Genomic DNA, 25,767 nt, shown 5'->3' with positions numbered 1-25,767 from the left:
GGGGGCGCAGCGGCCTCAGGCGTCGTCGTCCGCAGGCGGCGGCGTCTCGCCGGCCTCCGGCGGCACTTCACCTTCGGCCACCTCGGTCTCCTCCGGCGTCTCGAGCTCGTCGAGCGCTTCGTCCTGGGGCTCGTCGACCCGCACCGTCTTGACCAGGTGCTCCCCCTCGCTGGTGCGGATCAGGGTCACCCCCTGGGTATTGCGCGAGGTGATCGACACTTCGCCGACGCGGGTACGCACCAGGGTACCGCGGTCAGTGATAAGCATCATCTCGTCGCTGTCGCGAACCTGCATCGCCGCCACCAGGGCGCCGTTGCGCTCGGTGGTCTGCATCGCGATCACGCCCTGGCCGCCGCGACCACGGATCGGAAACTCCTCGAGCCGGGTGCGCTTGCCATAGCCGTGCTCGGAGGCGGTCAGAATGTAGATCTGCTCCTCGCTGCCATCCGCGCTGGTGGCGGTGTCGCCATCGAGCTCGTTGTCGGCATCGGCATCGATGGTCTGGCTCTGCGGGATGATCAGACTGATCACCTCGGCACCTGCGGCCAGACGCATGCCACGCACGCCGCGGGCAGTCCGCCCCATCGGGCGCACATGGCCCTCCTCGAAGCGGATCGCCTTGCCGTTGGACGACAGCAGCATGACGTGATCACTGCCGGAGGTAATGGCGGCGCCGATCAGGCGATCACCCTCTTCCAGGTCCAGCGCGATCAGACCGACGCTACGCGGACGCGAGAACTGGTCGAGCGAGGTCCGCTTGACCGTGCCGCTGGCGGTGGCGAAGAAGATGTAGCTCTCCGGGTTGTAGTCACGCACCGGCAGAATGGCATTGATCGACTCGCCATCGTCCAGCGGCAGCAGGTTGACCAGCGGTTTGCCGCGCGACCCGCGGCTGGCGTTGGGCATCTCGTAGGTCTTGAGCCAGTAGACCTTGCCGCGGTTGGAGAACAGCAGCATGGTGTCATGGGTCGAGGCCACCACCAGATGCTCGATGACATCCTCGTCCTTCATGCTGGTGGCCGACTTGCCACGCCCGCCGCGCTTCTGCGCCTGGTAGTCGGAGATCGGCTGGGTCTTGGCATAGCCGCCACGCGACAGCGTGACCACCATGTCCTCCTCGGCGATCAGGTCTTCCATGGTGAGATCGAGACGGCTGGTCTGGATCTCGGTCAGGCGGGCGTTGCCGTACTGATCACGGATGCCTTCGAGCTCTTCGCGAATCACCTCCAGCAGCCGGTCCGGCGAGGCCAGGATATGGTTGAGCTCGGCGATACGCTCGAGAATGCTCAGGTACTCGTCGAGCAGTTTCTCGGTCTCGAGCCCGGTCAGACGATGCAGGCGCAGCTCCAGGATCGCCTGCGCCTGGGCCGGCGAGAGCCGGTAGAGCGCGCGGTCGTCGGTGAGCCCGTAGCCCTCATCGAGATCCTCGGGCTTGCACGAGGTGGCGCCGGCACGTTCGAGCATGCCGGTCACCTGCCCCGGCTGCCAGTCGCGGGCGATCAGTTTCTCCTTCGCCTCGGCCGCGTTGGGCGAGGCCTTGATCAGCTCGATAACCTCGTCGATGTTGGAGATGGCGACCGCCAGCCCCTCGAGGATATGACCGCGCTCACGCGCCTTCTTGAGCTCGAACAGAGTGCGCCGAGTGACCACCTCACGACGGTGGCGAATGAACGCCTCCAGCAGCTCCTTGAGATTGAGCGTCTTGGGCTGACCGTCGTGAAGGGCGACGATATTGATGCCGAACACGGTCTCGAGCTGGGTGTGGGCGAACAGGTTGTTGACCACCACGTCGCCGGACTCGCCGCGCTTGATCTCGATCACCACGCGCAGGCCATCCTTGTCGGACTCGTCGCGCAGCTCGGCGATACCCTCGACCCGCTTCTCCTTGACCAGCTCGGCGATCTTCTCGATCAGCCGCGCCTTGTTGACCTGGTAAGGCAGCTCGGTGATGACGATCTGGTCGCGTCCGCTCTTCTTGTCGAACTCGACCGTGTGGCGGGCCCGCACGTAGATGCGGCCGCGCCCGGTACGATACGCCTCGAGGATGCCGGCGCGGCCGTTGATGATGCCGGCGGTGGGAAAATCGGGCCCGGGGATGTACTCCATCAGGTCGTCGACCGTCAGGGTGTAGTCCTGGATCAGTGCCAGACAGCCGCTGATCACCTCGACCATGTTATGCGGCGGAATATTGGTCGCCATCCCTACCGCGATGCCCGAGGCACCATTGATCAGCAGGTTGGGCACCTTGGTCGGCAGCACCTCGGGAATCCGCTCGGTGCCGTCGTAGTTGTCGACCCAGTCGACCGTATCCTTCTCGAGATCCGCCAGCAGCTCATGGGAGAGCCGTGCCATGCGCACCTCGGTGTAACGCATGGCGGCAGCGTTGTCGCCGTCGATGGAACCGAAGTTGCCCTGACCATCGATCAGCACGTGGCGCATGGAGAAGTGCTGCGCCATGCGTACGATGGTGTCATAGACCGCACTGTCGCCGTGGGGGTGATATTTACCGATCACATCGCCGACCACGCGCGCCGATTTCTTGTACGGCTTGTTCCAGTCGTTGCCAAGCTCGTGCATGGCGTAGAGCACGCGCCGGTGCACCGGCTTCAAGCCATCGCGGACGTCGGGCAGAGCACGCCCGATGATGACGCTCATCGCGTAGTCCAGGTAGGACTGCTTGAGTTCATCCTCGATGTTGACTGGCAGAATTTCTCTGGCGATATCACCCATGGGTCGTCAAATCCTTTGCGCCGCTGCCACGGCCGAAGGCGACCGTAGCAGCGTTAATGAAGCCCCGACAAGGCGACCGAGACCCTCGGCCGCACAATCTGTCGATCATACCATTTCAGGGCTTCCAAAGGCAGGCATTGACGTCTTTTACCCGGGTGGTGTAGCCAGCCGCTAGCGTGCTTCCGCCTCGGCGACCAGCAGCGGTTCGAGGCGCTCGCGCCACACCCCTTCGAGCGGCACCACCTCACCGCTGCGCTGATCGAGCAGCACGAAGGTCAGCAGCGCGCTCACCACCAGCTCGCCACTGTCGCGGTGCACGATACGGTGCGCCACCCGGGCGCTGCGCCCGCCGATATGCGACAGACAGGTCTCGATGTCGAGATCGTCGTTGATCACCGCGGCGCGGCGGTAATCGATGTTGAGATTGACCGCGACCAGCGCCACGCCCTCGGCCATGCCGGCGGCGAACGCGGGGTGCTCATCGGCGAAGGCCCAGCGACCCTCCTCCAGAAATTCGAGATAACGGGCGTGATTGACGTGGCCATAGCCATCCAGATGAAAGCCGCGGACGCGAACCTGGGTATGAGTGATGCGTGAATCCATGCGAATCTCCGGGTCATTGGCGACGCCGATCGCGCGCCGCTCCTGACATCGAAACATACGCTCGTTTGAAACACGGCTGCAAACGCCAATGGTCTACCTCGGTGGCAACACCTGGGTCCTTTCGACATAATGTGCCTCCTTTCAAACGGAAACACGGGCGTATGTGGTTCAAGCACTGTCATCTTTACCGCTGCCATGACGTCGAGGTTCTCGCGCTGGAGGACCTGGAGAGCGCCTTGGCAGAATTTGCGTTTCGCCCCGTCTCGCCTCGCGAGGCACGCCGGGTCGGCTGGAGCGCCCCGGCCGGCCGCGGCAGCGACCAGCGCGTACACGAGATCCAGGGCCACCGGCTGCTGTCGATGCTGCGCCAGGAGCGCCTGCTGCCCGCCTCGGTGGTCAATGAAGAGGTCGCCGAGCGCAGCGAGGCACGCGAGCAGGCCGAAGGCCAGCCGCTGCCCCGGCGCGAGCGCCAGCTGCTCAAGGAGCAGGTAATGGAGGAGCTGCTGCCGCAGGCCTTCACCCGCACCCAGCGCGTCGAGCTGTGGTGGGATACCCGTCGCCGGCTGATCGGTATCAACGCCTCCAGCCGCAAGCGCGCGGAAGAGGTGCTGGATCTGCTGCGCCAGACCCTGGGCTCACTCAAGGTCACGCCACTGGCGACCCGCACGCCGCCATCGCGCGGCATGACCCAGTGGCTGAGCGACGCCGGCAGCCGCCCGCCCAGTCTGCTGCTGGGCGATCAGGTCGAGCTGCGCGCTGCCGAGGACGACGGCGTGCTGCGTGCGCGTCAGGTCGATCTCGACAGCGAGGAGATCCAGTCGCTGCTCGAGGGCGGCCGCCAGGCCAGCAAGCTGAGCGTCGGCAGCGAGGGACAGCTGCGCACCGTGCTGCACGACGACCTGGCACTGAAGTCATTGCAGTTCGACGACGCCCTGCTCGACGAAGCCAGTCAGACCGAAGATGGCGACGACCCCGCGGTGGCGCTGGAGACCGATTTCGCGCTGATGTCCCAGGCACTCGCCACCTTCATCGAACAGCTGATCGACTGGCTCGGCGGTGAAGCCGAGACGTCGGCCCCGACACCATGACGCAGAGCTCCACCACGCCGCCCAATAGCGCCGAGGCCGCGATCGATCTCGATCGCTTCGCCGACATCCGTCCTTACCACGACGACGAGGTCGCCGGCGTGCTGGCACGCCTGGCACAGGATAGCGAGCTGCTCGACGCCATCACCCGCTACCGCCTGCCGCGCCTGGCACGTGTCGCGCCGCCGCTGGCCCGCTTTCTCGCCAGCCTGCGTCTGCGCCGTGAAGTGCGCGGGGTCGCCACCATCCGCGACTTCCAGCTGCGCATCGCCGACTACATGGCACACATGATCGCGCGCACCACGCAAGGCTTCAGCGTCGAAGGGCTCGATCGACTGTCGTCGGATCAGGCGTATCTGTTCATCGGCAACCATCGTGACATCGCCCTCGACCCCGCCTTCGTCAACTATGCGCTCTACGTCGAGGGACACGACACCGTGCGCATCGCGATCGGCGATAATCTGCTGCAGAAGCCCTTCGTCACCGACCTGATGCGGCTCAACAAGAGTTTCATCGTGCCGCGCTCGGTCAAGGGCAAGCGCGCCATGCTGGCGGCCTACCAGTCACTCTCGGGCTATATCCGCCACTCGATCAGCGACGACAACCACTCGGTCTGGCTGGCCCAGCGCGAGGGCCGCGCCAAGGACGGCGTCGATCGCACCGATAGCGCCATCGTCAAGATGCTGTGCATGGCCAGGCGCCAGGAGGAGAACGACCCCGACATCGGCCGTGCGGTGCAGGAGCTGCAGATCGTGCCGGTGTCGATCAGCTACGAGTACGACCCCTGCGATCTGCTCAAGGCGCGCGAGCTGCACGCCAAGGAGACCGCTGGCCGCTACCAGAAGGTCGAGTTCGAGGACATCCGCTCGATCGTCTCCGGCATCATCGGCAACAAGGGCCGGGTCAAGCTGGCCTTCGGCACGCCGCTGTCGGCGGACTTCGACTCCGCCGATGCGGTGGCCGCCGAGATCGACCGCCAGGTGCTGTCGAACTACCCGCTGTTCCCGAGTCATCAGCTGGCCCTGGCCGAGACCGGCCTCGCCCCCGATCTGGTCGACCTCTCTGCGGTCACCGCAGAAGATCGCGAACGCTTCCAGACGCGCCTGGCAGAGGTGCCGGCCGAGCTGCGCCCATGGTGGCTGAAGCAGTACGCCAACCCGATCCTCAACCGCGCTGGACGCCTGGATAGCGACGCTTCCTGATCGCGTCGCGTCAGACGATTTCGCCAACGACCGGTCTCAAAATCGGCGAACGCTAGACCGATAAACGCCAGGCCGGCGGCAAACGCAAAAAAGCAGACTGCCTCACACGGCCACGCCTCATTCGGCGTGGCCGTGTCTGTTTTCGCGCCCCGGCGCCCCCCCCTCCGGGCGACTTGCCCCGGCAAAGCGCCATCACTTGCGCCAGAAGAACGGCATCAGTAGCACCAGCACGGTGAGAATCTCCAGGCGACCCATCAGCATGCCGATGCAGAGAATCCACTTTGCCGCATCCGGCAGGCTGGCGAAGTTACCGGCCGGGCCGATGATCGGCCCCAGGCCGGGGCCGACGTTGGCCAGCGCGGTGGCCGCGCCGGTGGTCGCGGTGACCATGTCCAGCCCGAGGGCGGCCAGCGCCAGCGAGAGCATCGCGAAGATCAAAAAGAAGAAGAACGAGAAGGCGATGACCGCGCGCACCACCTCGTCGTTGAGCGGACGGCCGTTGTAGCGCTGGGCGAATACCCCGCTGGGGTGCACCAGATAGCGCAGTTGGTTGAGCAGCATCAGCCCACCGATCTGGAAGCGGAATATCTTCATCCCGCCGCTGGTCGAACCGCTGCAGCCGCCGACGAAGGTGATGAAGAAGAAGGTGGTCACCGCCAGCGGCCCCCACAGACTGTAGTCCTGGCTGGCATAGCCGGTGGTGGTCACCACCGAGATCACGTTGAAGGCGACCTCGGTCAGCGCGCTGAACGGCGCATCATGGAAGGCCAGCACCCGGTAGAGGGTCAGGGTGCCGATCACCACCACCAGCAGCGTGAGCAGGCCGCGCACCTGCTGGTCCTGCCACAGCGCGCCACGCGAATCACGAATCAGGCGAATATAGAGTACGAACGGCAATGCCCCGGCGAGCATGAAGGCGCAGCCCAGCCAAAGGATCAGCGGGCGACTCTCGTAGATGCCGAAGGAGGCATCGTAGTTGGCGAAGCCGCCGGTGGAGACCGAACTCATGGCGTGCACGATCGCATCCAGAGTCTGCATGCCCGCCAGCCGATAGCTGAGTATCGCCACCAGCGTCAGTCCCAGGTAGATCACTGCGGATGCCTTGGCGATCCCCCCAGCCCGCGGCAACACCTTGTCCGACCAGTCGGAGGACTCGGTCTGGAACAGCCGCATGCCCCCCACCTTGAGAAACGGCAGGATCGCAATCGCCATCACGATGATCCCGATCCCCCCCAGCCACTGCATCAGACCACGCCACAGCTTGAGGCCATCGGAGAGATGCTCGATGCCCGAGAGCACGGTCGACCCGGTGGTGGTGATTGCCGAGATCGACTCGAACACCGCATCGGTGAACGACAATTGCGGCGCGCCCAGCACCAGCGGCAGGCTGGCAAAGGCGCTGATCACCACCCAACTCGAGGTGGTCAGAATGAACATGTGCTGGGTCTTGAGCTCGACCGGCGTATGCCAGGTCCAGGCCAGCAAGCCTGCCGAGATGGCCGCGACCAGTGCCATCGACTTGAGAAAGGCCCACAGGTCGGGATCGCCCTCCAGCTTCAACAGCACGATCGGCGGGAGCATGAACACGGCCAGCACGATCAATAACAGCGCCAGAACTTTGACAATCGGCTTGGCGTCTCGCAACGTCTCTCTCCCCTTCGATGCGCCCTTCACTCACCGCCACGCCGCCATGCGTGATCGCCGGCGCGCCAAACGACTGGCGATGATAGGCCAATCGGGCACGCCGCGACACTGCCACCTGCCGCCGGAAGTACGCACCAGGCGCCGCGGGAGGGCCAGACAGGCAGCCACGACACCCGGCTCAGACGAGTACGGCGGCGCCGGCGGCTGTGCTATCGTGGCGCCATCTTCCCGACTCGAGCAAGGAGAGTGCCATGAGTTCCGCTTCGGAAATGCAGAAGGTTCGCGTCATTCACGAGCTGCGCGCCTTCATCAAGAAACTGCTGCAGGAGCCGGGCATCCTGGAAAACTCGCTGGCGATCGCCAAACGCCACTCGGATGGCAGCAACGACCCGCAGGCGTGGGCGCGTATCGCCAACGAGATCTCCGATACCACCAGCGTACATATCCCGGAAGACCCCAAGGAGCACTCCGATGCCGACCGGCTGTTCCTGGAAGTGCTGCGTGAGGTCGTGGGCGAGGAGAAGGCGCTCTACTGAGAGGCGGGCCGGCCGGCGCGCTGGAAAAGAAAAAGGCCGGCGACGGCCGGCCTTTCGCTCCGACTAAGATGGCATCAGGTGTCAGATGTGTTCTTCTTACAGCTGTCGGGCACAGAATCAAGCTCGTTATCCGTGAAATTCGTGCTGCACTGCCAACCACCATCTTTCTGCCGCTCCAGCGTAATTGCCTTGCCAGAGAAGTTCCCTCCTTGGTCGAAGGTAAAGCTGATCTCGGGATCCGCGGCATTACCGTCCGCGTCCTTGCGGCTAAAATTCGCGACGGTAATCTTACCGTTTTGAACCGCGTCGCTGGAAATCCCGAGATCCGACGGAGTTGTCACTGTATCGCCTTGCTGAAACGCCAACTCGGCAGGAGTTTGCAGCGACTTCAAGGTCGCGATGGCGGAACTGACTTCCGACCTCGCCACATAGTTCTGATACTGCGGAATAGCGATGGCGGCGAGGATGCCGATGATCGCGACCACGATCATCAGCTCGATCAGGGTAAAACCGCCCTGGCGGTATAGCGCTCGACGCTTGTGTTGCCCTTGCATGGAAATCCCCTAGTTTGTCGATGTTGTGCCGGTCGGCGTCGCCGCCCTGCCGTGCAAACCGAATCACGCCGCGCCTCCACGCGCAGCGTGCCAAAACGACACGCAACGTTACATTCGGTGACACTCAAGACGCTTATCGGCCATGTCTCAGGATTCTTAAAGAAAAAGTTGGCACTGCCGATAACGCGGGTACGACCTCCGCCTACGCTGCGGCCATTTCTATTCGCGAGAGGCGCCTCGACGTGCCGACCACCACCTCCTCCGGCATCCATCGCGGTATCGCCCGCCGGCTGATCGATCGTGGCCTGATCGAGGCGGCGACCTGCGAGCACGCGCTGCACTCGGCGAAGGAGGCCGGCCAGACACTGCTCGAGTTCCTGGTGCGCCAGGGCCGGGTCGATCCGCGCCAGGCCGGTGAGGCGGCGGCACGTGAGTATGGCCTGCCATTTCTCGATCTACAGCCCGTGGCATGGGAACGCCTACCGATCGTCGAGCCGATCGCAGAGAAGCTGATCAACCGCTTCCAGGTACTGCCGCTGGCGCGCGACGACCGCCGCCTCACGGTGGCTGTCGCCTTCCCCGCCACGCTGGCCAAGCTCGACGAGCTCCAGTTCACCACCGGGCTGGCGATCGATGGCGTGCTGGTGCCGTTCGATCAACTCGAGCGTGCCCTCGCCCGCCGCCTTCAGCACCAGGACACCTCGGGCATGCTCGAGGCGCTCGACGAGGCCAGCGATGCGGTGACGCTGGATACCAGCGAGATCGATCTGGAAGAGGAAGCCGCGGCCCTGGATGCTGGCGGCGACAACGATGCGCCTATCGTGCGCTTCGTCAACCGCGTGCTGCGCGACGCCATCCAGCGCGGCGCTTCGGACGTGCACTTCGAGCCCTACGAGTCGAGCTTTCGGGTGCGCTTTCGCATCGACGGCATGCTGCTGGAAGTGACCCGCCCGCCGCTCAACCTGCGCACCCGCATCGCCGCACGGCTCAAGGTGATGGCACGCCTGGACATCTCCGAGCGCCGCCTGCCCCAGGACGGCGCGATGAAACTGCGCCTGGAGGACCAGCGCGCCATCGACTTCCGCGTCAACAGCCTGCCCACGGTGTTCGGTGAGAAGATCGTACTGCGCCTGCTCGACGCCCGCGCCACCAGCTGGGGCATCGACGCGCTCGGCTTCTCACCGCCCCAGCGCGAGCTGTTCGAGAGTGCGTTGGCGCGCCCCCAGGGGATGATTCTGGTGACCGGCCCCACCGGTAGCGGCAAGACGGTGACCCTCTATACCGGGCTCAATCGACTCAATACCGAGGAGCGCAACATCTCCACCGCCGAGGACCCGGTGGAACTCAAGATACCGGGGATCAACCAGGTCAACGTGCAGACACGCATCGGGCTCGATTTCGCCAGCGCCCTGCGCGCCTTTCTGCGCCAGGACCCTGACGTGGTGATGGTCGGCGAGATTCGTGATCTCGAAACCGCCGAGATCGCGGTCAAGGCGGCCCAGACCGGCCACCTGGTGCTCTCCACACTGCACACCAACTCTGCCGCCGAGACGCTGACGCGGCTGCGCAACATGGGGCTGGCAAGCTTCAACATCGCCAGTTCGGTGTCACTGATCATTGCCCAGCGCCTGGCGCGTCGGCTCTGCCCACACTGCCGGGTGCCGACTCAGGTGCCTGACGAGGTGCTGCTCGGCGAAGGTATCACCCAAGCGCGCCTGGCCAGCGCCACGCTCTATCGTCCCGGCGGCTGTGACCGCTGCACGCTGGGCTACAAGGGCCGCCAGGGGATCTATGAAGTGGTCCCGATCGATGACGCCATGAGCCAATTGATCATGCGTGATGGCCACGCCCTGGAACTGGCACAGCTGGCGCGCGAACGCGGCTATCCCGGCCTGCGCCAGAGCGCCATCGAGCTGGCGCTCAGCGGCGTGACCAGCCTGGAGGAGGTCAACCGCGTGACCCTCGACTGAGCCACGCCCCACGGCGACCCACGCACCGACACCGCATACCAACCGACACGCTTCTCGACCTACCGCTTTCAGGAGTCCGACATGGCAGCAACGGCGAAGCCTCCCAAGCGACTGGTGATCCACCGCTGGCACTGGCGCGGCAAGAATCTGCGCGGCGAGACGGTCAGCGGCGAACTGATCGCCAGTGAGGTCAGCGAGGTGCGCCAGGAGCTGGCGCGCCAGAAGATCATCGTCAAGCGCATTACGCGCAAGACCAGCCCATTCGGCATCGGCCGGGTCCGCCAACGCGACATCACCCTGTTCGCGCGCCAACTGGCTACCATGATCCGGGCCGGCGTGCCGCTGCTGCAGGCGTGCAAGGTGGTCGCCGAGACGCTGCGCAACCCGGCGATGCGCAATCTGGTCGAAAACCTGGGCAACGATATCAGCGCCGGAGCCAGCTTCTCGCAGGCGCTGTCACGTCATCCGCAGCGCTTCGATCGCATGTTCGTCAACATGGTCGCCGCCGGCGAACAGTCGGGTGCGCTGGATCGCATGCTCGAACGTCTGGCCAGCTATCGCGAAAAGATCGATACCCTGAAAGGGCGCATCAAGAAAGCGCTGTACTATCCGGTCGCGGTGATTGCGGTGGGGATCGGCGTCACCGCGCTGCTGTTGATCGAGGTGGTGCCGCAGTTCGAGAGCCTGTTCGCCGGCTTCGGCGCCGAGCTGCCGGCTTTCACGCGCTTCACCATCGATCTCTCCGAGCTGGCCCAGGCGTACTGGTGGCAGGCACTGCTAGCGCTGGTGCTCACGGGTATCGGACTGCGCCGGGCGATCAAGCGCTCGCCGCGTTTCGCCTACCGGGTCGATCGGCTCCTGCTGCGCCTGCCAGTGCTCGGCAGCATCCTCGACAAGGGCTCGATCGCGCGCTTCTCACGCACCCTGGCGACGACCTTCAATGCTGGCGTTCCCCTGGTGGAAGCGCTCGAGACCGCCGCCGGTGCGACCGGCAACCGCGTGCACCAGCGCGCGATCATCGGCCTGCGCGACGATGTCGGTGACGGTCAGCAGCTCGCCTTCGCCATGCGCCGGGCGGGGATCTTCCCGATCATGGCGGTGCAGATGGTGAGCATCGGTGAAGAAGCGGGTGACCTCGACACCATGCTCGACAAGGTCGCCGACTTCTACGAAGAGGAGGTGGACAACCAGGTCGACGCGCTGACCTCGCTGCTGGAGCCGCTGATCATCGTGGTGCTGGGGGTGCTGGTGGGTGGTCTGGTGGCGTCGATGTATCTGCCGATTTTTCAGATGGGCTCGGCCATTTGAGCGAAGGCGCGCGAAGGGGCGGCCCTGATGGCGGCGATGCGTTACCCTGTGCCACCTTATCGACTGGATCAAGCGGGAGTCTGCGTTGTCCCAACTTTCCCCCTGGCTGCTGTGGCCCCTGGCATTCGTGCTCGGCGCCTGCCTGGGCAGCTTCATCAACGTGGTGATCGTACGCCTGCCGGTAATGCTGATGCGGCGCTGGCGCGCCGAGGCGCGCGCCGCGCTCGAGCTGGAAGCCGAGCCGCTGCCACGCTATGACCTGCTGCTGCCGCGCTCGCACTGCCCCGCCTGTCGCCAGTTCATTGCCTGGCACGACAACCTGCCGCTGATCGGCTGGCTCAAGCGCCGCGGCCGCTGTGCCACCTGCGCGGCACCGATCAGCCCGCAGTACCCGCTGGTCGAGCTGCTGGCGGGCGGCGTGAGCCTGGCCGCGCTGGCGATCCACGGCGCCAGCATCGAGACGCTGTGGCTGGTCGGCGCCTGCCTGGTGCTGCTGGCGCTGGCGGTGATCGACTGGCGCACCCAACTGCTGCCGGATGCGCTCACCCTGCCACTGCTATGGGCCGGCTTGCTCTACCAGTGGACTTACCACCCGCTGTGGCTCGGCAGCGCCGTGATCGGCGCGGCCGCCGGCTATCTGGTGCTGTGGGCGGTGTATTGGCTGTTCAAGCTGACCACCGGCAAGGAGGGCATGGGCCATGGTGACTTCAAGCTGATGGCGGCGCTGGGCGCCTGGCTGGGCTGGCAGAATCTGCCGCTGCTGCTGCTGCTCTCCGCCGGCGCCGGCACGCTGATCGGTATCGCGCTGATCATCGGCCGCCGCCATGAGCGCGGCCAGCCGCTACCGTTCGGCCCGTTCATCGCCCTGGCCGGTTGGGTCGCGCTGCTGGTGGGGGCGCCGCTGCAGGCCGGCTACCAGGCACTGCTGCTGGGAGGTGCAGGATGAAGGAGTCAGGCCAGCCCATCCCGGTGATCGGTGTCACCGGCGGTATCGGCTCGGGCAAGAGCGCGGTCGCCGAGGCCTTTGACGCCCTGGGGGTCCCGGGCATCGATGCCGATGCCGTGGCCCGCGAGGTGGTGATGCCGGGCGAACCGGCGCTGGCCGCGATCGTCGAGCGCTTCGGCACCGGCGTGCTCGCGGCGGATGGCAGCCTCGACCGCCGCGCCCTGCGCGCGCGGGTCTTCGCCGACCCCGCCGAGCGGCGCTGGCTCGAACACCAGACCCATCCGCGCATTCGCCAGCGCCTGCAGGCGCATCTGACCCGCCTGCGCGGCGGTGACGCACCCTACTGCCTGCTGATCTCGCCGCTGCTGATCGAGAGCGGCCAGCGCGAGATGGTCTCGCGGGTGCTGGTGATCGATGTCCCCGAGTCGCTGCAGATCGAACGCACTCTGGCCCGCGATGGCGTGCCCCGGGAACAGGTGGAAGCGATTCTCGCCGCCCAGAGTTCGCGGCAGGCGCGCCTTGCAGCCGCCGATGACGTCATCGACAATAGCGGCGACAGAGAGATGCTTCTCGATCAGGTCGCCCGCTTGGACGAACGCTATCGCCAGTGGGCGGCATCACCGCAACGACATGGCCACTCATGACCTCCGGTAACGACTCCCGCCAAGCCGATGATGGCACCACCGGCGGCGCGCTCAAGGTGCGCTGCCCGCAGTGCCAGACGCCGATCGCCTGGACCACAGACAACCCCTATCGGCCCTTCTGCTCCAAGCGCTGCAAGCTGCTCGATCTGGGCGCCTGGGCCGACGGCAGCCACCGCATTCCAGGCGAGCCGCATATGGACGAGACCCAGCTCGACGAGCTGATCGACCGCCTGGAGCGCGGCGAATAGCCGAAACCCGGCACCTGCCGAGCAGATCCAAGGCATCACCAACGCAAACGCCGCTCCTCAGGGAGCGGCGTTTGCGTGGGCAGCCAGGATCGCGCGGCCCGAGACGTCAGCGATCGTCGCGCCAGAAATCCCGGATCGAGGCGATACCCTGAGCCCCGACGCCGCGCGCCTGGTTGGCGTGATGCCGGGTCATCCCACCGAGGGCGAAGACCGGCATCGCCGCCGTCTCGACCATCTGCTGGAAATCGTGCCAGCCGATGGTGATCGCATCGGGATGCGAGGGTGTCGGCGCCAGCGGCGAGAGGGTGACGAAGTCGCAGTCGATCTGGCCGGCCTGGGTCAGTTGTTCGTCGCCGTGGGTCGACGCACCCAGCCACTTGTTGGCGGGGATCGGGCGCTGCTTGAGCGTCATCAGGCGCGCGCTGGTCAGATGGATGCCATCGGCGTCCACCCGTTCCAGCCACGCCGGGTCGGCGTTGAGCAGCAGCTTGGCCCCGTAACGCCGGCACAGCGCCAGCGTGCTCTCGGCCCGCGCCTGATAGGCGGCGTCGTCGAGAGTCTTGGCCCGCAGTTGGACCAGACGAATGTGGTCCTCGCGCAGCGCCCGCTCCAGACGCTCCTGGAACACCGCCTCGTCGGGCTCTTCGGCGGTGATCAGGTACTCCTGGGGCAACGCCACCGCACGCAGGATCGGCAGATTGGCCGCGGGGAACGGATAGTTGGGCAGGTCGTCGACCCCCACCCAGCGCACCGGCTGCCCCTCGCGGCCATAGGGCTCGCCGTCGTAGTCGCGGACCTGCCAGACGTCGAGCAGGATGTGCTTGTCGGGATACTCGTGATGCACCCGAATCAGCGGCTGAGCGCGCCGGATCTGAATACCCAGCTCTTCGCTCAGCTCGCGCTTGAGCGCCTCGAAGCCGGTTTCGTAGGGCGCCAGCTTGCCGCCGGGAAACTCCCACAGGCCGCCCTGGTCCGCGGTCGCTGGGCGCCGCGCGATCAGCACGCGCCCGTCGTCGCGGATGACGGCTGCCGCCGCTACGTGAACCCGTCTCTTCATCATCTTGCTAAATCTCTCGCACCTTGGGGTGTTGCTTCACTGAGTGTCACGTCTCGTGACGGTAGGCCGCGCTGCGGCCCGCCCTCAACTGCGGTAGTCCGCGTTGATCGAGACGTAGTCGTGGGACAGATCCGAAGTCCAGACGGTGGCCCGGGCCTCGCCCCGGCCGAGACGGATACGGATGGTGATCTCCGCTTGTGCCATCACCCGGCTACCCGCCGCTTCGGTATAGCTCTCGGCGCGCCCGCCGTGCTCGACCAGACGCACGTCGCCCAGATCGATGACGATGCGCTCGACATCGAGGGCTTCCACCGGCGCACGCCCGACCGCCGCCAGGATCCGCCCCCAGTTGGCGTCGGAGGCGTAGAGTGCGGTCTTGACCAGCGGAGAGTGGGCCACGGTGAAGGCGACTTCACGCGCCTCCTCGACGCTGGCGGCCTCCTCGACCTCCAGGGTCACGAACTTGGTCGCGCCTTCGGCATCGCGGATGATCGCCTGGGCCAGCTCGGTGAGCACCTGGGTCAGCGCAGCGCGGAAGCGCCGTTCGTCTTCCACCGAGGTCACCTGCGGTCCGCGCCCGGTAGCGATCAGCGTGCAGGCGTCGTTGGTGGAGGTGTCGGAGTCGACGGTAATGGCGTTGAACGACACCGTAACCGCCTCGCGCAGCCACTGATTCAGGGTGGCCGCGGGAATCTCGGCATCGCAGGCAACGAAGCCCAGCATGGTAGCCATGTTGGGCTTGATCATGCCCGAGCCCTTGCTGATACCGTTGAGCGTCACCGTGCCGCCGCTCAGCTCGACCTGCGCCGTGGCGCCCTTGACCCGGGTATCCGTGGTCAGGATGCCTTCGGCGGCTTCGGCCCACTGCTCGCCGTCGAGCCGCGCCAACGCCTGCGGCAGACCGGCGGCGATCTTCTCCACCGGTAGCGGCTCGCCGATGACGCCGGTGGAGAACGGCAGCACCTGCTGCGCGTCGACACCGGCGAGTTCGGCCAGCGCGCCGCAGCAGCGCTCGGCATCGGCGATCCCGCGGCTGCCGGTACCGGCGTTGGCATTGCCGGTGTTGATCAGCAGATAGCGTGGCGACGTCTGCGCCAGGTGCGCCTTGGCGACATGCACCGGTGCGGCGCAGAACGCGTTGCGGGTGAAGGTGGCCGCGACGCTGGCCCCTTCGGGAATCTCGATCACCACCAGATCACGGCGGTTGGGCTTCTTGATTCCCGCCATTGCGGCACTCAACCGCACGCCGTCGATCGCCGGCATCTGCGGAAAGCTCGCCTCGCCTACTGCCATCTCGTCTCTCCTCGCTGGCGCCGCGCAGCGCGGCGCCGTGTCATGCTCAGTTCAGTTTGCCGTGGCACTGCTTGAACTTCTTGCCCGATCCGCACGGGCAGGGGTCATTGCGCCCCACCTTGGGCCCTTCACGGCGCACCGGCGTGTTGTCGTCGGCAGACTGATCGGCGGACTCCTCGGCGCCTTCGGCGGTCTCACGCGCGGCGGCCACCGCCTCCTCGTGGAGCGACTGGCTGCCGGCCTGCTCGCGCTCCAGCGCTTCACGGCGCTGGCGCTCGAGATCCTCGACCTCTTCCTGACGGCGTACCTGAACGTGGCTCAGGATGCGCGTCACGTCGTGCTTGATGTTGTAGAGCAGCGACTGGAACAGCTCGAAGGCTTCGCGCTTGTACTCCTGCTTGGGGTTCTTCTGGGCGTAGCCGCGCAGATGGATACCCCGACGCAGGTGGTCCATCGACTGCAGGTGCTCCTTCCAGCGGGTATCCAGTACCTGCAGCATTACCTGCTTCTCGAAGCGCTGCATCATCTCGCGCCCGATCGCCTCGACCTTGGCGGTGTACTGGCCGCGGTGCTGATCCAGCAGCCGCTGGCGCAGCATCTCTTCATTGAAGTTCTGGTCCTGCTCGGCCCACTCGACGATCGGCAGGTCGAGATTGAACTCCTGCTTGAGCTGGTCCTGCAGATTGGCCAGCTCCCACTGTTCCGGCAGGCTCTGCGGCGGCACATAGGTGGAGATGGTCTGGTCGAGCACCTCATCGCGAATGCTGGCGATGTTGTCGGAGATCTCGTCGGCGGCCAGGATCTCGTCGCGCTGATCGTAGATCACCCGGCGCTGATCGTTGGAGACGTCGTCGTACTCGAGTAGCTGCTTGCGGATATCGAAGTTGCGCCCCTCGACCTTCTTCTGCGCGCGCTCGACCGCGTTCGAGACCATCTTGTGCTCGATCGCTTCGCCACGCTCCAGCCCCAGGGCACCCATCAGACGCTGCACCCGCTCGGAGCCGAACAGGCGCATCAGGTTGTCCTCCAGCGAGAGGAAGAAGCGGGTCGACCCCGGGTCACCCTGGCGCCCGGCACGCCCGCGCAGCTGGTTGTCGATACGCCGCGACTCGTGACGCTCCGAGCCGACCACGTGCAGGCCGCCGGCGGCGAGCACGGCGTCGTGACGCTGCTGCCACTCGGCCTTGATCGCTTCGATCTGGGCCTCGCTGGGCGACTCCAGCTTGGCCACGTCGGCCTCCCAGCTGCCGCCGAGCATGATGTCGGTACCGCGGCCAGCCATGTTGGTGGCGATGGTCACCGCCCCGGGGCGGCCGGCCTGGGCGATGATCTCTGCCTCGCTGTCGTGCTGCTTGGCGTTGAGCACGTTGTGCGGAATCTTCTGCGCCTGCATCAGCCGCGACAGATACTCCGAGGTCTCGATCGAAGCGGTACCCACCAGCACCGGGCGTTCGGCCTCGCGCTGGGTCTTGACGTCCTCGATGATCGCCTCGAACTTCTCCTCGGCGCTCATGAACACCAGGTCGTTGAGATCCTGGCGTGCCAGCGGGCGGTTGGTGGGGATCACCAGCACATCGAGGCCATAGATATGGTTGAACTCGAACGCCTCGGTGTCGGCAGTACCGGTCATGCCGGCCAGCTTGTCGTAAAGGCGGAAATAGTTCTGGAAGGTGGTCGAGGCGAGCGTCTGGCTCTCGCGCTGGATGGGCACCCCCTCCTTGGCCTCGACCGCCTGGTGCAGGCCTTCCGACCAGCGCCGACCCGGCATGGTACGCCCGGTGTGCTCGTCGACGATGACGATCTGGTTGTCGGCGATGATGTAGTCGACGTCGCGGTGGTAGAGGCAGCGTGCACGCAGGGCCGAGTGGATATGCTGCAGAAGCCCCAGGTTCTGTACCGCGTAGAGCGAGTCCTCTTCCTTGAGCAGGCCCGCCTCGCGCATCAGCCCCTCGACCTTCTGGTGACCCTCTTCGGTCAGCTCCACCTGCTTCTGCTTCTCGTCGATCAGGAAGTCGCCGCTGCTCGGGTCCTCCTCGTCACTGCACTGCTCGAGCCGCTGCGACAGCGTGCCGATGGTGCGGTAGAGCTCGACATCCTCTTCCACCGGACCGGAGATGATCAGCGGGGTGCGCGCCTCGTCGATCAGGATCGAGTCGACCTCGTCGATGATGGCGTAGTTGAGCGGGCGCTGGACCTTGTCCTCGAGCGAAAAGGCCATGTTGTCGCGCAGATAGTCGAAGCCGTACTCGTTGTTGGTGCCGTAGGTGATGTCGCAGGCGTAGGCCTTGCGCTTCTCCTCGTTGGGCTGCCCGGAGGCGATCACACCGACACTGAGGCCGAGGAATTCATACAGCGGGCGCATCCAGTTGGCGTCGCGGCTGGCCAGGTAGTCGTTGACCGTGACCACATGTACGCCCTTGCCCGGCAGTGCGTTGAAGTAGACCGCCAGAGTACCCACCAGGGTCTTGCCCTCACCGGTCTTCATCTCGGCGATACGCCCGTCGTGCAGCGCCATGCCGCCGACCATCTGGACGTCGAAGTGGCGCATGCCGAGCACCCGTTTGCTCGCCTCGCGCACCACGGCGAAGGCTTCGGGCAGCAGGGCGTCGTGCTTTTCACCGGCCTCTAGGCGGCTGCGGAATTCGGCGGTCTTGGCGGCGAGCGCGGCATCGTCGAGTGCGGCGATGGTCTCTTCCAGCGCATTGATCGCCGTGACCTGCTTGCGCATCCGCTTGACGTCGCGCTCGTTCTTCGAGCCGACCAGTTTCTTGACCAATACGTTCAACATGATGGAGTTCCTGCGTCATTCATGGGCGCCCCCGCGGCCTTCGGGCCGGCGATAGCGGCGCTGCGACAAACGATGAAAGTCAGGCAGGAAGCGGCGGGCCGCGGCGGGAAAAGGCATCGTGCGCCAGGCGCCGCACTGCGACCAGGGCCGGCAGCACACCGACCAGGGTCGGCAACGCCAGCCGCGGCGGCTGCGGGTGCGTGGTCGGCGCACGGGCGACACGGCGAGACTCGGCGCGGATCTCCTCCGGCGCCATCAGGTAGACCTGGGCCAGTCGCTCGGCCAGGCGCAGCGCCTCGGCCTGCACCAGTCCGGCTGGCAGCAGGCAACCCACCAGCACGCTGGCCAGCCACCAGTGCGCCCGCTGGCGCGGTCGCCAGCGGGCGCCCGTGTGGCCGGAATGCGAATGGGCCGATGTCATGCTGTCGACGAACTCCGCGTCGTGATAGGTTTGGGGGAACTTTCCCCACTGCGTGCAAGCCGATGAGTATAAAGGCTAAGCGTTTTCGAGCCCAGTCCGTTTCCCATCTGCTCGGCCAGCCCAGCGGCCTCGGCGACGTGGTGCGCATGGCCACGCTGATCGACCGTGCCCAGCGCCATCTACGCCGCCAGCTGCCGCCGGACGTGGCCGAGCACGTATTCGTCGGCGGCTATCGCGACGGCGTGCTGACCCTGATCACCGATCGCGCTGCCTGGCTCACCTGGCTGCGCTACGAGCAGCCGCGCCTGCTCAAGCTGCTGCATCAGCTGCCAGGCTTCGAAGCGGTGATGAAGCTGTCGCTCAAGGTGCGTCCGGTGCGCCCGGTCAAGGTCGCCCCGCGCCAGGTCCGACACCTGACCCCGGCCGGCGCCAACGCGCTGACCCAGTGTGCTGAGGGCATGGAGGAGTCGCCGCTGCGACGCGCGCTCACCCGCCTCGCCTCCCACGCCGAGCCAGAAGACGGCAGTGACAGCGGACACTAGGCCAGACGAGGCTGGCTCTCTCCCGTCGACGACCAGCGCTGCCTGCCCCCCCGGCCAACCGGATGAATACGCGCAATAGCTTCGAAAACGATGAAGCCGAAAACGCCGACGCCGACCCCTGGGGGTCGGCGTCGGCGTGAATCGTATCAGCTGTTGCCTGCAACTACCGGCGGCAAGGCGCTTGGTCAGGCCATCGCCGGCGCGGCGTAGGAGATCGGCGCCGGTTCGGCGGCCTCCTCGAAGGTCACGATCTCGAAAGCTTCCGGATGCGCCAGCAGCTCGCGGCACAGCTGATTGTTGAGACCATGGCCGGACTTGTAGCCACGGAACTCGCCGATCAGGCTATAGCCCAGCTGATAGAGGTCGCCGATAGCGTCGAGCATCTTGTGCTTGACGAATTCGTCCTCGTAGCGCAGACCATCCTGATTCACGATGCGGTAGTCGTCGACCACGATAGCGTTGTCGAGACTGCCGCCGAGCGCCAGATTCTGCGAGCGCAGGAACTCGAGATCGCGCATGAAACCGAAAGTACGTGCCCGCGACACTTCCTTGACGAAGGAGGTCGTGGAAAAGTCGACGCTGGCGGTCTGCTTCTGCTGGTCGAACACCGGATGATCGAAATCGATCGCGAAGCTCACCTTGAAGCCGTTGTGCGGCAGAAAGGTGGCCTGCTTGCCATCGTCGCTGACCGTCACCTCACGCTTGATGCGGATGAACTTCTTGGGTGCGGCCTGCTCGGCAATACCGGCGGACTGGATCAGGAACACGAACGGGCCGGCGCTGCCATCCATGATCGGCACTTCGGCGGCGCTCAGTTCGACATAGGCGTTGTCGATACCCAGGCCAGCGAACGCCGACATCAGATGCTCGACCGTGGCCACCTTGACCCCATCCCGTGACAGCGCGGTGCACAGTTTGGTGTCGGTGACGCGCTGGGCGTCAGCGGGGATCTGCACGACAGGGTCGAGATCGGTGCGCACGAACACGATGCCCGTATTGGGCGCCGCGGGACGCAGCGTCAGATACACTTTTTCTCCGGAGTGGAGGCCCACGCCAGTGGCGCGGATCGTGTTCTGCAACGTTCGTTGTTTGATCATCGGCATCGACCTGACAGTCAAATAGTTTGAAAACGGTGTTCACTATAACACCGAACGACCGTTTCACCAAACATATCGACGTGACAGAATGATGAGCGTCGTGTGACGCTCAGTTTTCAGTCCGCCTGGCGGCGCAGGAAGGCCGGAATGTCGAGATAGTCATCCATCTCGGCAGACTTGCGCTTCTCCTGGCTCTGCTGTTTCTTGGCTGCGGCCGCTTCCTGCTCGGCGCGGGCGGCCTGCTGGCGCATCACGGCGGGCTGCTGCAGCTTGCGGTAATCGGTCGGTTCGGGACGCGAGGCCGCACTCTCGCGCGGCAGCGCCTTTTCTTTCTGCGCATCCAGACCGGCGGCAACCACGGTCACGCGCAGCTCGTCGGACATCTCCATATCGATGGAGGTACCCACGACAATGGTGGCGTCCTGGGAGGCGAACTCCTGCACGGTCGCACCGACGTCGTTGAACTCACCGATGGAGAGATCCGGGCCGGCGGTGATGTTGACCAGGATACCGCGGGCGCCGTGCAGATCGATGTCCTCGAGCAGCGGGCTGCGGATCGCCTTCTCGGCGGCCTCGCGGGCGCGGTTCTCACCGGTCGCGGCGCCGGTACCCATCATCGCCATGCCCATCTCGGACATCACGGTGCGCACGTCGGCGAAGTCGACGTTGATGATACCCGGGCTGGTGATCAGCTCGGCGATCCCCTGCACCGCCCCGAGCAGCACGTCATTGGCGGCGCTGAACGCGGTCAGCAGGCTGGCGTTCTTGCCCAGCACCGAGAGCAGCTTCTCGTTGGGGATGGTGATCAGCGAGTCGACGTATTCGGAGAGCGCCTTCATGCCCTCTTCCGCCGCGCGCATGCGCTTGGGCCCCTCAAACGGGAACGGACGCGTGACCACCGCCACGGTCAGGATGCCAAGCTCCTTGGCCACCTGGGCAACGACCGGGGCGCCGCCGGTACCCGTGCCACCGCCCATGCCGGCAGTGATGAAGACCATGTCGGCACCCTGCAGCATTTCGGCGATGCGCTCGCGATCTTCCATCGCCGCCTGACGCCCGACTTCCGGATTGGCGCCGGCGCCCAGGCCCTTGGTGATCTCGCCACCCAGCTGAAGTACGGTCTTGGCCGCCACGCGCTTGAGCGCCTGGGCATCGGTGTTGGCGCAGATGAACTCGACGCCCTCGATGTTGCTCTCGACCATGTGGTTGACGGCATTGCCGCCACCGCCGCCGACACCGATGACTTTGATGACTGCACTACTGGAAGGTGCGTTATCTACTAGTTCGAACATTGCCCCGTCTCCAAGACCGCGTCGCGGCCTGTCAGAAATTTCCTTTAAACCAGCCTTTGAGTCGCGCCAACGCCGAAACCTCGTCCCTGGTTCCGCGTCGGGGAAGAAGCTCTTCCCGTTGAGGCTGGGCTGATACTGCGCGAGCGTGCTTGGCGTCTTGCATGCCGTAGAGTAGCAAACCTACCCCAGTCGAATAAATCGGGTTGCGCACCACGTCGGCCAGACCGCGCACATTGTGCGGGGAGGCGATACGCACCGGCATGTGGAAGATCTCCTCGGCCAGCTCGACCACCCCCTCCATGCGCGAGGTGCCACCGGTGAGCACCACGCCGGCGGCGACCAGATCCTCGTAGCCACTGCGCCTGAGCTCCTCGCGCACCAGCGTGAAGAGCTCCTCGTAGCGCGGCTCGACCACCTCGGCCAGGGCCTGGCGCGACAGGTCGCGCGAGGGGCGATCGCCGACGCTCGGCACCTTGATCATCTCGTCGCTGCTGGCCAGTTGGGTCAGCGCGCAGGCGTACTTGACCTTGATGTCTTCGGCATACTGGGTCGGCGTGCGCAGGGCCATGGCGATATCGTTGGTAACCTGGTCGCCGGCGATCGGGATCACCGCCGTGTGGCGAATCGCCCCTTCGGTGAACACCGCGATATCGGTGGTACCACCACCGATGTCGACCATGCACACGCCCAGCTCGCGCTCGTCTTCGGTGAGCACGGCGTGACTGGAAGCGATCTGCTCGAGAATGATGTCGTCGACCTCGAGACCGCAGCGGCGCACGCACTTCTCGATGTTCTGGACCGCATTGAGCGCAGCAGTCACCAGGTGCACACGCGCTTCCAGACGCACACCGGACATCCCCAGCGGCTCGCGGATCCCTTCCTGGGTATCGATCGCGAACTCCTGCGGGATGACGTGCAACACGCGCTGGCCTTCGGAGATGGCACGCGCACGGGCGGAGTCGATCACCCGCTCGATGTCACTCGGGCCGACCTCACGCTCCTTGATGGCGACCACGCCATCGGAGTTCATCGAACTGATGTGGCTGCCGGCGATACCGACATAGACGGAATGGATGTCACAGCCGGCCATCAGCTCGGCTTCCTCGACGGCACGCTGAATCGACTGCACGGTCGACTCGATGTTGATCACCACACCCTTCTTCATGCCACGCGAAGGATGCGAACCAATCCCGGCGATTTCCAACCCACCATCGTCGGTCGGTTGCCCCACGATGGCGACCACCTTGGATGTTCCGATATCCAGCCCGACCACCATATTGGAAGCGTTGGATTGTCCTGCCATAGGTCGGGATCGCTCCTCAAACACCGATAAAACCCGTCAAAAATGGGCCAATAAAGATCCTGGCTTATTATAGAAACAAGCGAGCCTTTTTCACCAGCCCATCGCTGAAACAAAAGCCACAGTAAGCCCTTTTTCTACAAAAGGGAAATCGTCACGCCAAGGGCCGCTTTTTTTGCCGCAAGTGTAGCGAGATGGCAACGCCGGTGGACATCTTGCAGCGTCTCTCGACACGAGTCGCAGAACCGTAATCAATGGGGGAAGCCAGGTCGCCAATGACCACACCGGCATCACCCCGCCACGCTAGTTGGCTCCGGCACTGGTGTCGGTCTCCCCATGCCAGGCCACCGCCACGCCATTGGGATAGCGCAGATCGATGTAGCGAATCTGCGACGCCTGCGCCCCCAACTGGCGCTGCCAGGCTGCGATGAAACGCGCCAGCCGGGCGTCGAGATCACTGCGCCCGAGAATGACCCAGACATTGTCATTGACCTGGAAGCGCCAGGCCCCACGCGCTTCCAGTCGCAGCTGGGTGACATCGAGCCCGAGATCGGAGAGCGTGCGCCGCAGCGAGTCGTAATAAGCCAGCACTTCGCGCCCGCTCCCCTCGGGACCACCGAGATCGGGCAGCCGCCGGCCGAAATCGTCGATCGGGCCGGGCAGGAACGGCTGGCCACGACTGTTGAGCAGCGCATCGTCATTCCAGCGTGCCACCGGATCCTGCTCATAGAGCTCGAAACGCAGCGCATTGGGCCACTCGCGGGTGACCTTGACCTCGCGCAGCCACTGGATCCGACGTGCCTGGTCACGCAGCGCAGGCAGATCGATGGAGAGCCAGGTATGGCCGCGTATCAGCGGTGCCAGCTGCTGCTGCAGGTAACTGGCACTGACGTACTCGAGATCGCCGCTGATCGAGACCCGGGCGATCGGCTTGTCCAGCCACAGCCACAGCGCGCGCCCCCCGGCGCCGAGCAGCACGAAGATCATCAGCACGCCGATCAGCGCACCCCGCGCATTGGCGTTCATCGCTGACGCCTCCGCACGAGGCTCGCCAGGTGGGTCGAGCTGGGGCTCAAAGCGTCACCTCGTCGAGATCGAGACCGCTACCAGCCAGCTTGAGCGCGATGCCACCGACGTCGCCGGCGCCCTGGGTGATCAGGATGTCGTCAGGACGCAACACATGGGAGAGCATATCGGGCAACGCGGCCTTGTCCTCGACGAACATCGGGTCGACCAGACCGCGCTGGCGGATCGAGCCGGCCAGCATCTTGCCTTCGGCACCGGGAATGGGCGCCTCGCCAGCGCTGTAGACATCCAGCAACAGCAGCGTATCGACCCCCGAGAGCACGCGCACGAAGTCTTCGTAGAGATCCCGGGTACGGCTATAGCGGTGCGGCTGGTAGACCATCACCAGACGGCGCTCCGGCCAGCCGGCACGCACCGCGCGGATCACCATCTCGACCTCGCGCGGATGGTGGCCGTAGTCATCCACCAGCATCACCTCGCCACCGCGCTTGAGCGGATAGTGACCATGCACCTGGAAGCGCCGGCCGACGCCGCCGAAGGAGGCCATGCCGGCGACGATATCGGCGTCGGCGACGCCGGCATCGGTGGCCACGGCGATCGCCGCCAGCGCGTTGAGCGCATTGTGCGCTCCCGGCATCGCCAACCGGATGCGCAGATCGGCATGCCCCTCGGGGCGCACCGCGACGAAGCCGATTTCCCCCGCCTCCTGCCAGAACTCGCTGACGCGAAAGTCGGCGTCCTCGCTGAAGCCATAGGTGACGAAGTGGCGCTGCACCCGCGGCAGCAGCTCACGCACGTTGTCGTCATCGATGCACAGCACCGCACGGCCGTAGAACGGCAGGTTGTGCAGGAACTCGATGAAGGTGTTCTTCAAGCGCGAGAAGTCACCATCGTAGGTCGCCATGTGGTCGGCATCGATATTGGTGACGATGGCGGTCATCGGCTGCAGATGCAGAAAGGAAGCATCCGACTCGTCGGCCTCGGCGACCAGGAACTCGCCGGCGCCGAGGCGCGCATTGGTGCCGGCACTGGTCAGCTTGCCACCGATGACGAAGGTCGGATCGAGCCCCGCCTCGCCCAGCAGTGTCGACAGCAGACTGGTGGTGGTCGTCTTGCCGTGAGTGCCAGCGACCGCGATGCCGTGGCGAAAGCGCATCAGTTCGGCCAGCATCTCGGCGCGCCGTACCACCGGCACGCGATGCTCCCGGGCCCAGGCGATCTCCGGATTGCTGGCGTCCACCGCGGTGGAGACCACCACCACGTCGGCGCCCTCGGCATTGACCTCGGCATGCCCGATCGCCACGCGGATGCCGCATTCGCGCAGATGCTGGGTGACCGTCGACTCGCGCAGATCGCTGCCGCTGACGGTATAACCCTCGTTGGCCAGCACCTCGGCGATGCCGCACATGCCGGCACCGCCGATACCGACGAAATGAATCCCGCGGATCCGCCGCATCCCCAGATGCGAGCGTACGGGGCGA

22 protein-coding genes are annotated in these 25,767 nt (G+C 65.4%); 9 read left to right on the top strand and 13 right to left on the bottom strand.

All coding sequences use genetic code 11. From position 1 onward, the window contains the following. Positions 1-15: 15 nt before the first annotated feature. Complete coding sequence (gyrA, locus tag ABV408_RS07690; protein WP_353981844.1) at positions 16-2,730, bottom strand: DNA gyrase subunit A; 2,715 nt, start codon at positions 2,728-2,730, stop codon at positions 16-18. A gap of 171 nt (positions 2,731-2,901) precedes the next feature. After that, positions 2,902-3,333 carry a thioesterase family protein gene (locus tag ABV408_RS07685; protein ID WP_353981843.1) on the bottom strand — a complete coding sequence of 144 codons (432 nt, stop codon included), beginning with the start codon at positions 3,331-3,333 and terminating at the stop codon, positions 2,902-2,904. 161 nt (positions 3,334-3,494) lie between these two features. On the opposite strand from ABV408_RS07685, the gene ABV408_RS07680 reads away from it, so the two are divergent. Together ABV408_RS07680 and ABV408_RS07675 are read left to right on the top strand one after the other, a co-directional pair. After that, on the top strand, positions 3,495-4,421 hold the full coding sequence (locus ABV408_RS07680) for a recombination-associated protein RdgC (protein ID WP_353981842.1): 927 nt from the start codon (positions 3,495-3,497) through the stop codon (positions 4,419-4,421). Continuing rightward, positions 4,418-5,620 (top strand): 1-acyl-sn-glycerol-3-phosphate acyltransferase, encoded by a 1,203-nt coding sequence (locus tag ABV408_RS07675; RefSeq protein ID WP_353981841.1) that lies wholly within the window; start codon positions 4,418-4,420, stop codon positions 5,618-5,620. The genes ABV408_RS07680 and ABV408_RS07675 overlap by 4 nt, the downstream gene beginning before the upstream one ends. A gap of 192 nt (positions 5,621-5,812) precedes the next feature. Here ABV408_RS07675 and ABV408_RS07670 read toward each other — a convergent pair whose 3' ends face one another. Next, positions 5,813-7,264: a TrkH family potassium uptake protein gene (locus ABV408_RS07670; protein WP_353981840.1), complete on the bottom strand. Its 1,452-nt coding sequence runs from the start codon at positions 7,262-7,264 to the stop codon at positions 5,813-5,815. Between the two features lie 251 nt (positions 7,265-7,515). On the opposite strand from ABV408_RS07670, the gene ABV408_RS07665 reads away from it, so the two are divergent. Beyond that, positions 7,516-7,800: a hypothetical protein gene (locus tag ABV408_RS07665; protein ID WP_035473735.1), complete on the top strand. Its 285-nt coding sequence runs from the start codon at positions 7,516-7,518 to the stop codon at positions 7,798-7,800. A 74-nt stretch (positions 7,801-7,874) separates the two neighbouring features. Here ABV408_RS07665 and ABV408_RS07660 read toward each other — a convergent pair whose 3' ends face one another. Beyond that, entirely contained in the window at positions 7,875-8,354 is a 480-nt protein-coding gene (locus ABV408_RS07660; RefSeq protein WP_353981839.1) for a pilin, read from the bottom strand. A 242-nt stretch (positions 8,355-8,596) separates the two neighbouring features. On the opposite strand from ABV408_RS07660, the gene pilB reads away from it, so the two are divergent. The 5 genes from pilB (at position 8,597) to yacG (ending at position 13,470) form a co-directional block, all read left to right on the top strand. Next, positions 8,597-10,324: a type IV-A pilus assembly ATPase PilB gene (gene pilB, locus ABV408_RS07655; RefSeq protein ID WP_353981838.1), complete on the top strand. Its 1,728-nt coding sequence runs from the start codon at positions 8,597-8,599 to the stop codon at positions 10,322-10,324. Between the two features lie 81 nt (positions 10,325-10,405). Beyond that, a complete protein-coding gene (locus tag ABV408_RS07650; RefSeq protein ID WP_353981837.1) occupies positions 10,406-11,632 on the top strand; it encodes a type II secretion system F family protein in 1,227 nt (408 codons plus the stop codon). Between the two features lie 85 nt (positions 11,633-11,717). Further along, on the top strand, positions 11,718-12,578 hold the full coding sequence (locus ABV408_RS07645; protein WP_353981836.1) for an A24 family peptidase: 861 nt from the start codon (positions 11,718-11,720) through the stop codon (positions 12,576-12,578). Beyond that, complete coding sequence (gene coaE / locus ABV408_RS07640; RefSeq protein ID WP_353981835.1) at positions 12,575-13,222, top strand: dephospho-CoA kinase; 648 nt, start codon at positions 12,575-12,577, stop codon at positions 13,220-13,222. Before ABV408_RS07645 ends, coaE begins: the two co-directional genes overlap by 4 nt. Continuing rightward, positions 13,219-13,470 (top strand): DNA gyrase inhibitor YacG, encoded by a 252-nt coding sequence (gene yacG / locus ABV408_RS07635; RefSeq protein ID WP_353981834.1) that lies wholly within the window; start codon positions 13,219-13,221, stop codon positions 13,468-13,470. The genes coaE and yacG overlap by 4 nt, the downstream gene beginning before the upstream one ends. Positions 13,471-13,576: 106 nt before the next feature. On the opposite strand, the gene ABV408_RS07630 is transcribed toward yacG, so the two are convergent. The 4 genes from ABV408_RS07630 to ABV408_RS07615 all read right to left on the bottom strand — a co-directional run bounded on the left by ABV408_RS07630 (position 13,577) and on the right by ABV408_RS07615 (position 19,029). Beyond that, entirely contained in the window at positions 13,577-14,530 is a 954-nt protein-coding gene (locus ABV408_RS07630) for a Nudix family hydrolase (RefSeq protein WP_353981833.1), read from the bottom strand. An 81-nt stretch (positions 14,531-14,611) separates the two neighbouring features. Further along, positions 14,612-15,820: a bifunctional glutamate N-acetyltransferase/amino-acid acetyltransferase ArgJ gene (gene argJ, locus ABV408_RS07625; protein WP_353981832.1), complete on the bottom strand. Its 1,209-nt coding sequence runs from the start codon at positions 15,818-15,820 to the stop codon at positions 14,612-14,614. A gap of 46 nt (positions 15,821-15,866) precedes the next feature. Next, the gene (gene secA, locus ABV408_RS07620) at positions 15,867-18,608 is read right to left on the bottom strand and encodes a preprotein translocase subunit SecA (protein ID WP_353981831.1); all 2,742 of its coding nucleotides are present in this window, start codon (positions 18,606-18,608) and stop codon (positions 15,867-15,869) included. A gap of 79 nt (positions 18,609-18,687) precedes the next feature. Next, entirely contained in the window at positions 18,688-19,029 is a 342-nt protein-coding gene (locus ABV408_RS07615; RefSeq protein ID WP_188115178.1) for a hypothetical protein, read from the bottom strand. 62 nt (positions 19,030-19,091) lie between these two features. Between ABV408_RS07615 and ABV408_RS07610 the strand changes: the two genes are divergently transcribed. Beyond that, positions 19,092-19,571, top strand: a complete 480-nt coding sequence (locus tag ABV408_RS07610; protein ID WP_353981830.1) for a DUF721 domain-containing protein — start codon at positions 19,092-19,094, stop codon at positions 19,569-19,571. Between the two features lie 185 nt (positions 19,572-19,756). Here the strand turns inward: ABV408_RS07610 and lpxC are convergent, their stop codons facing one another. From lpxC to murC, 5 genes are all read right to left on the bottom strand, one after another. Then, complete coding sequence (lpxC, locus tag ABV408_RS07605; RefSeq protein ID WP_353981829.1) at positions 19,757-20,668, bottom strand: UDP-3-O-acyl-N-acetylglucosamine deacetylase; 912 nt, start codon at positions 20,666-20,668, stop codon at positions 19,757-19,759. Between the two features lie 116 nt (positions 20,669-20,784). Continuing rightward, positions 20,785-21,960 (bottom strand): cell division protein FtsZ, encoded by a 1,176-nt coding sequence (gene ftsZ / locus ABV408_RS07600; RefSeq protein WP_353981828.1) that lies wholly within the window; start codon positions 21,958-21,960, stop codon positions 20,785-20,787. A gap of 31 nt (positions 21,961-21,991) precedes the next feature. Continuing rightward, positions 21,992-23,263 carry a cell division protein FtsA gene (gene ftsA / locus ABV408_RS07595; protein ID WP_207037357.1) on the bottom strand — a complete coding sequence of 424 codons (1,272 nt, stop codon included), beginning with the start codon at positions 23,261-23,263 and terminating at the stop codon, positions 21,992-21,994. 300 nt (positions 23,264-23,563) lie between these two features. Next, positions 23,564-24,286: a cell division protein FtsQ/DivIB gene (locus ABV408_RS07590; RefSeq protein WP_353981827.1), complete on the bottom strand. Its 723-nt coding sequence runs from the start codon at positions 24,284-24,286 to the stop codon at positions 23,564-23,566. Positions 24,287-24,332: 46 nt separating this feature from the next. Further along, complete coding sequence (gene murC, locus ABV408_RS07585; protein WP_353982209.1) at positions 24,333-25,742, bottom strand: UDP-N-acetylmuramate--L-alanine ligase; 1,410 nt, start codon at positions 25,740-25,742, stop codon at positions 24,333-24,335. Between the last annotated feature and the right edge of the window lie 25 nt (positions 25,743-25,767).

Source organism: Salinicola endophyticus (assembly GCF_040536835.1).
Classification (GTDB): Bacteria; Pseudomonadota; Gammaproteobacteria; order Pseudomonadales; family Halomonadaceae; genus Salinicola; species Salinicola endophyticus_A.
This window is presented reverse-complemented; position numbering and strand designations above follow the sequence as displayed.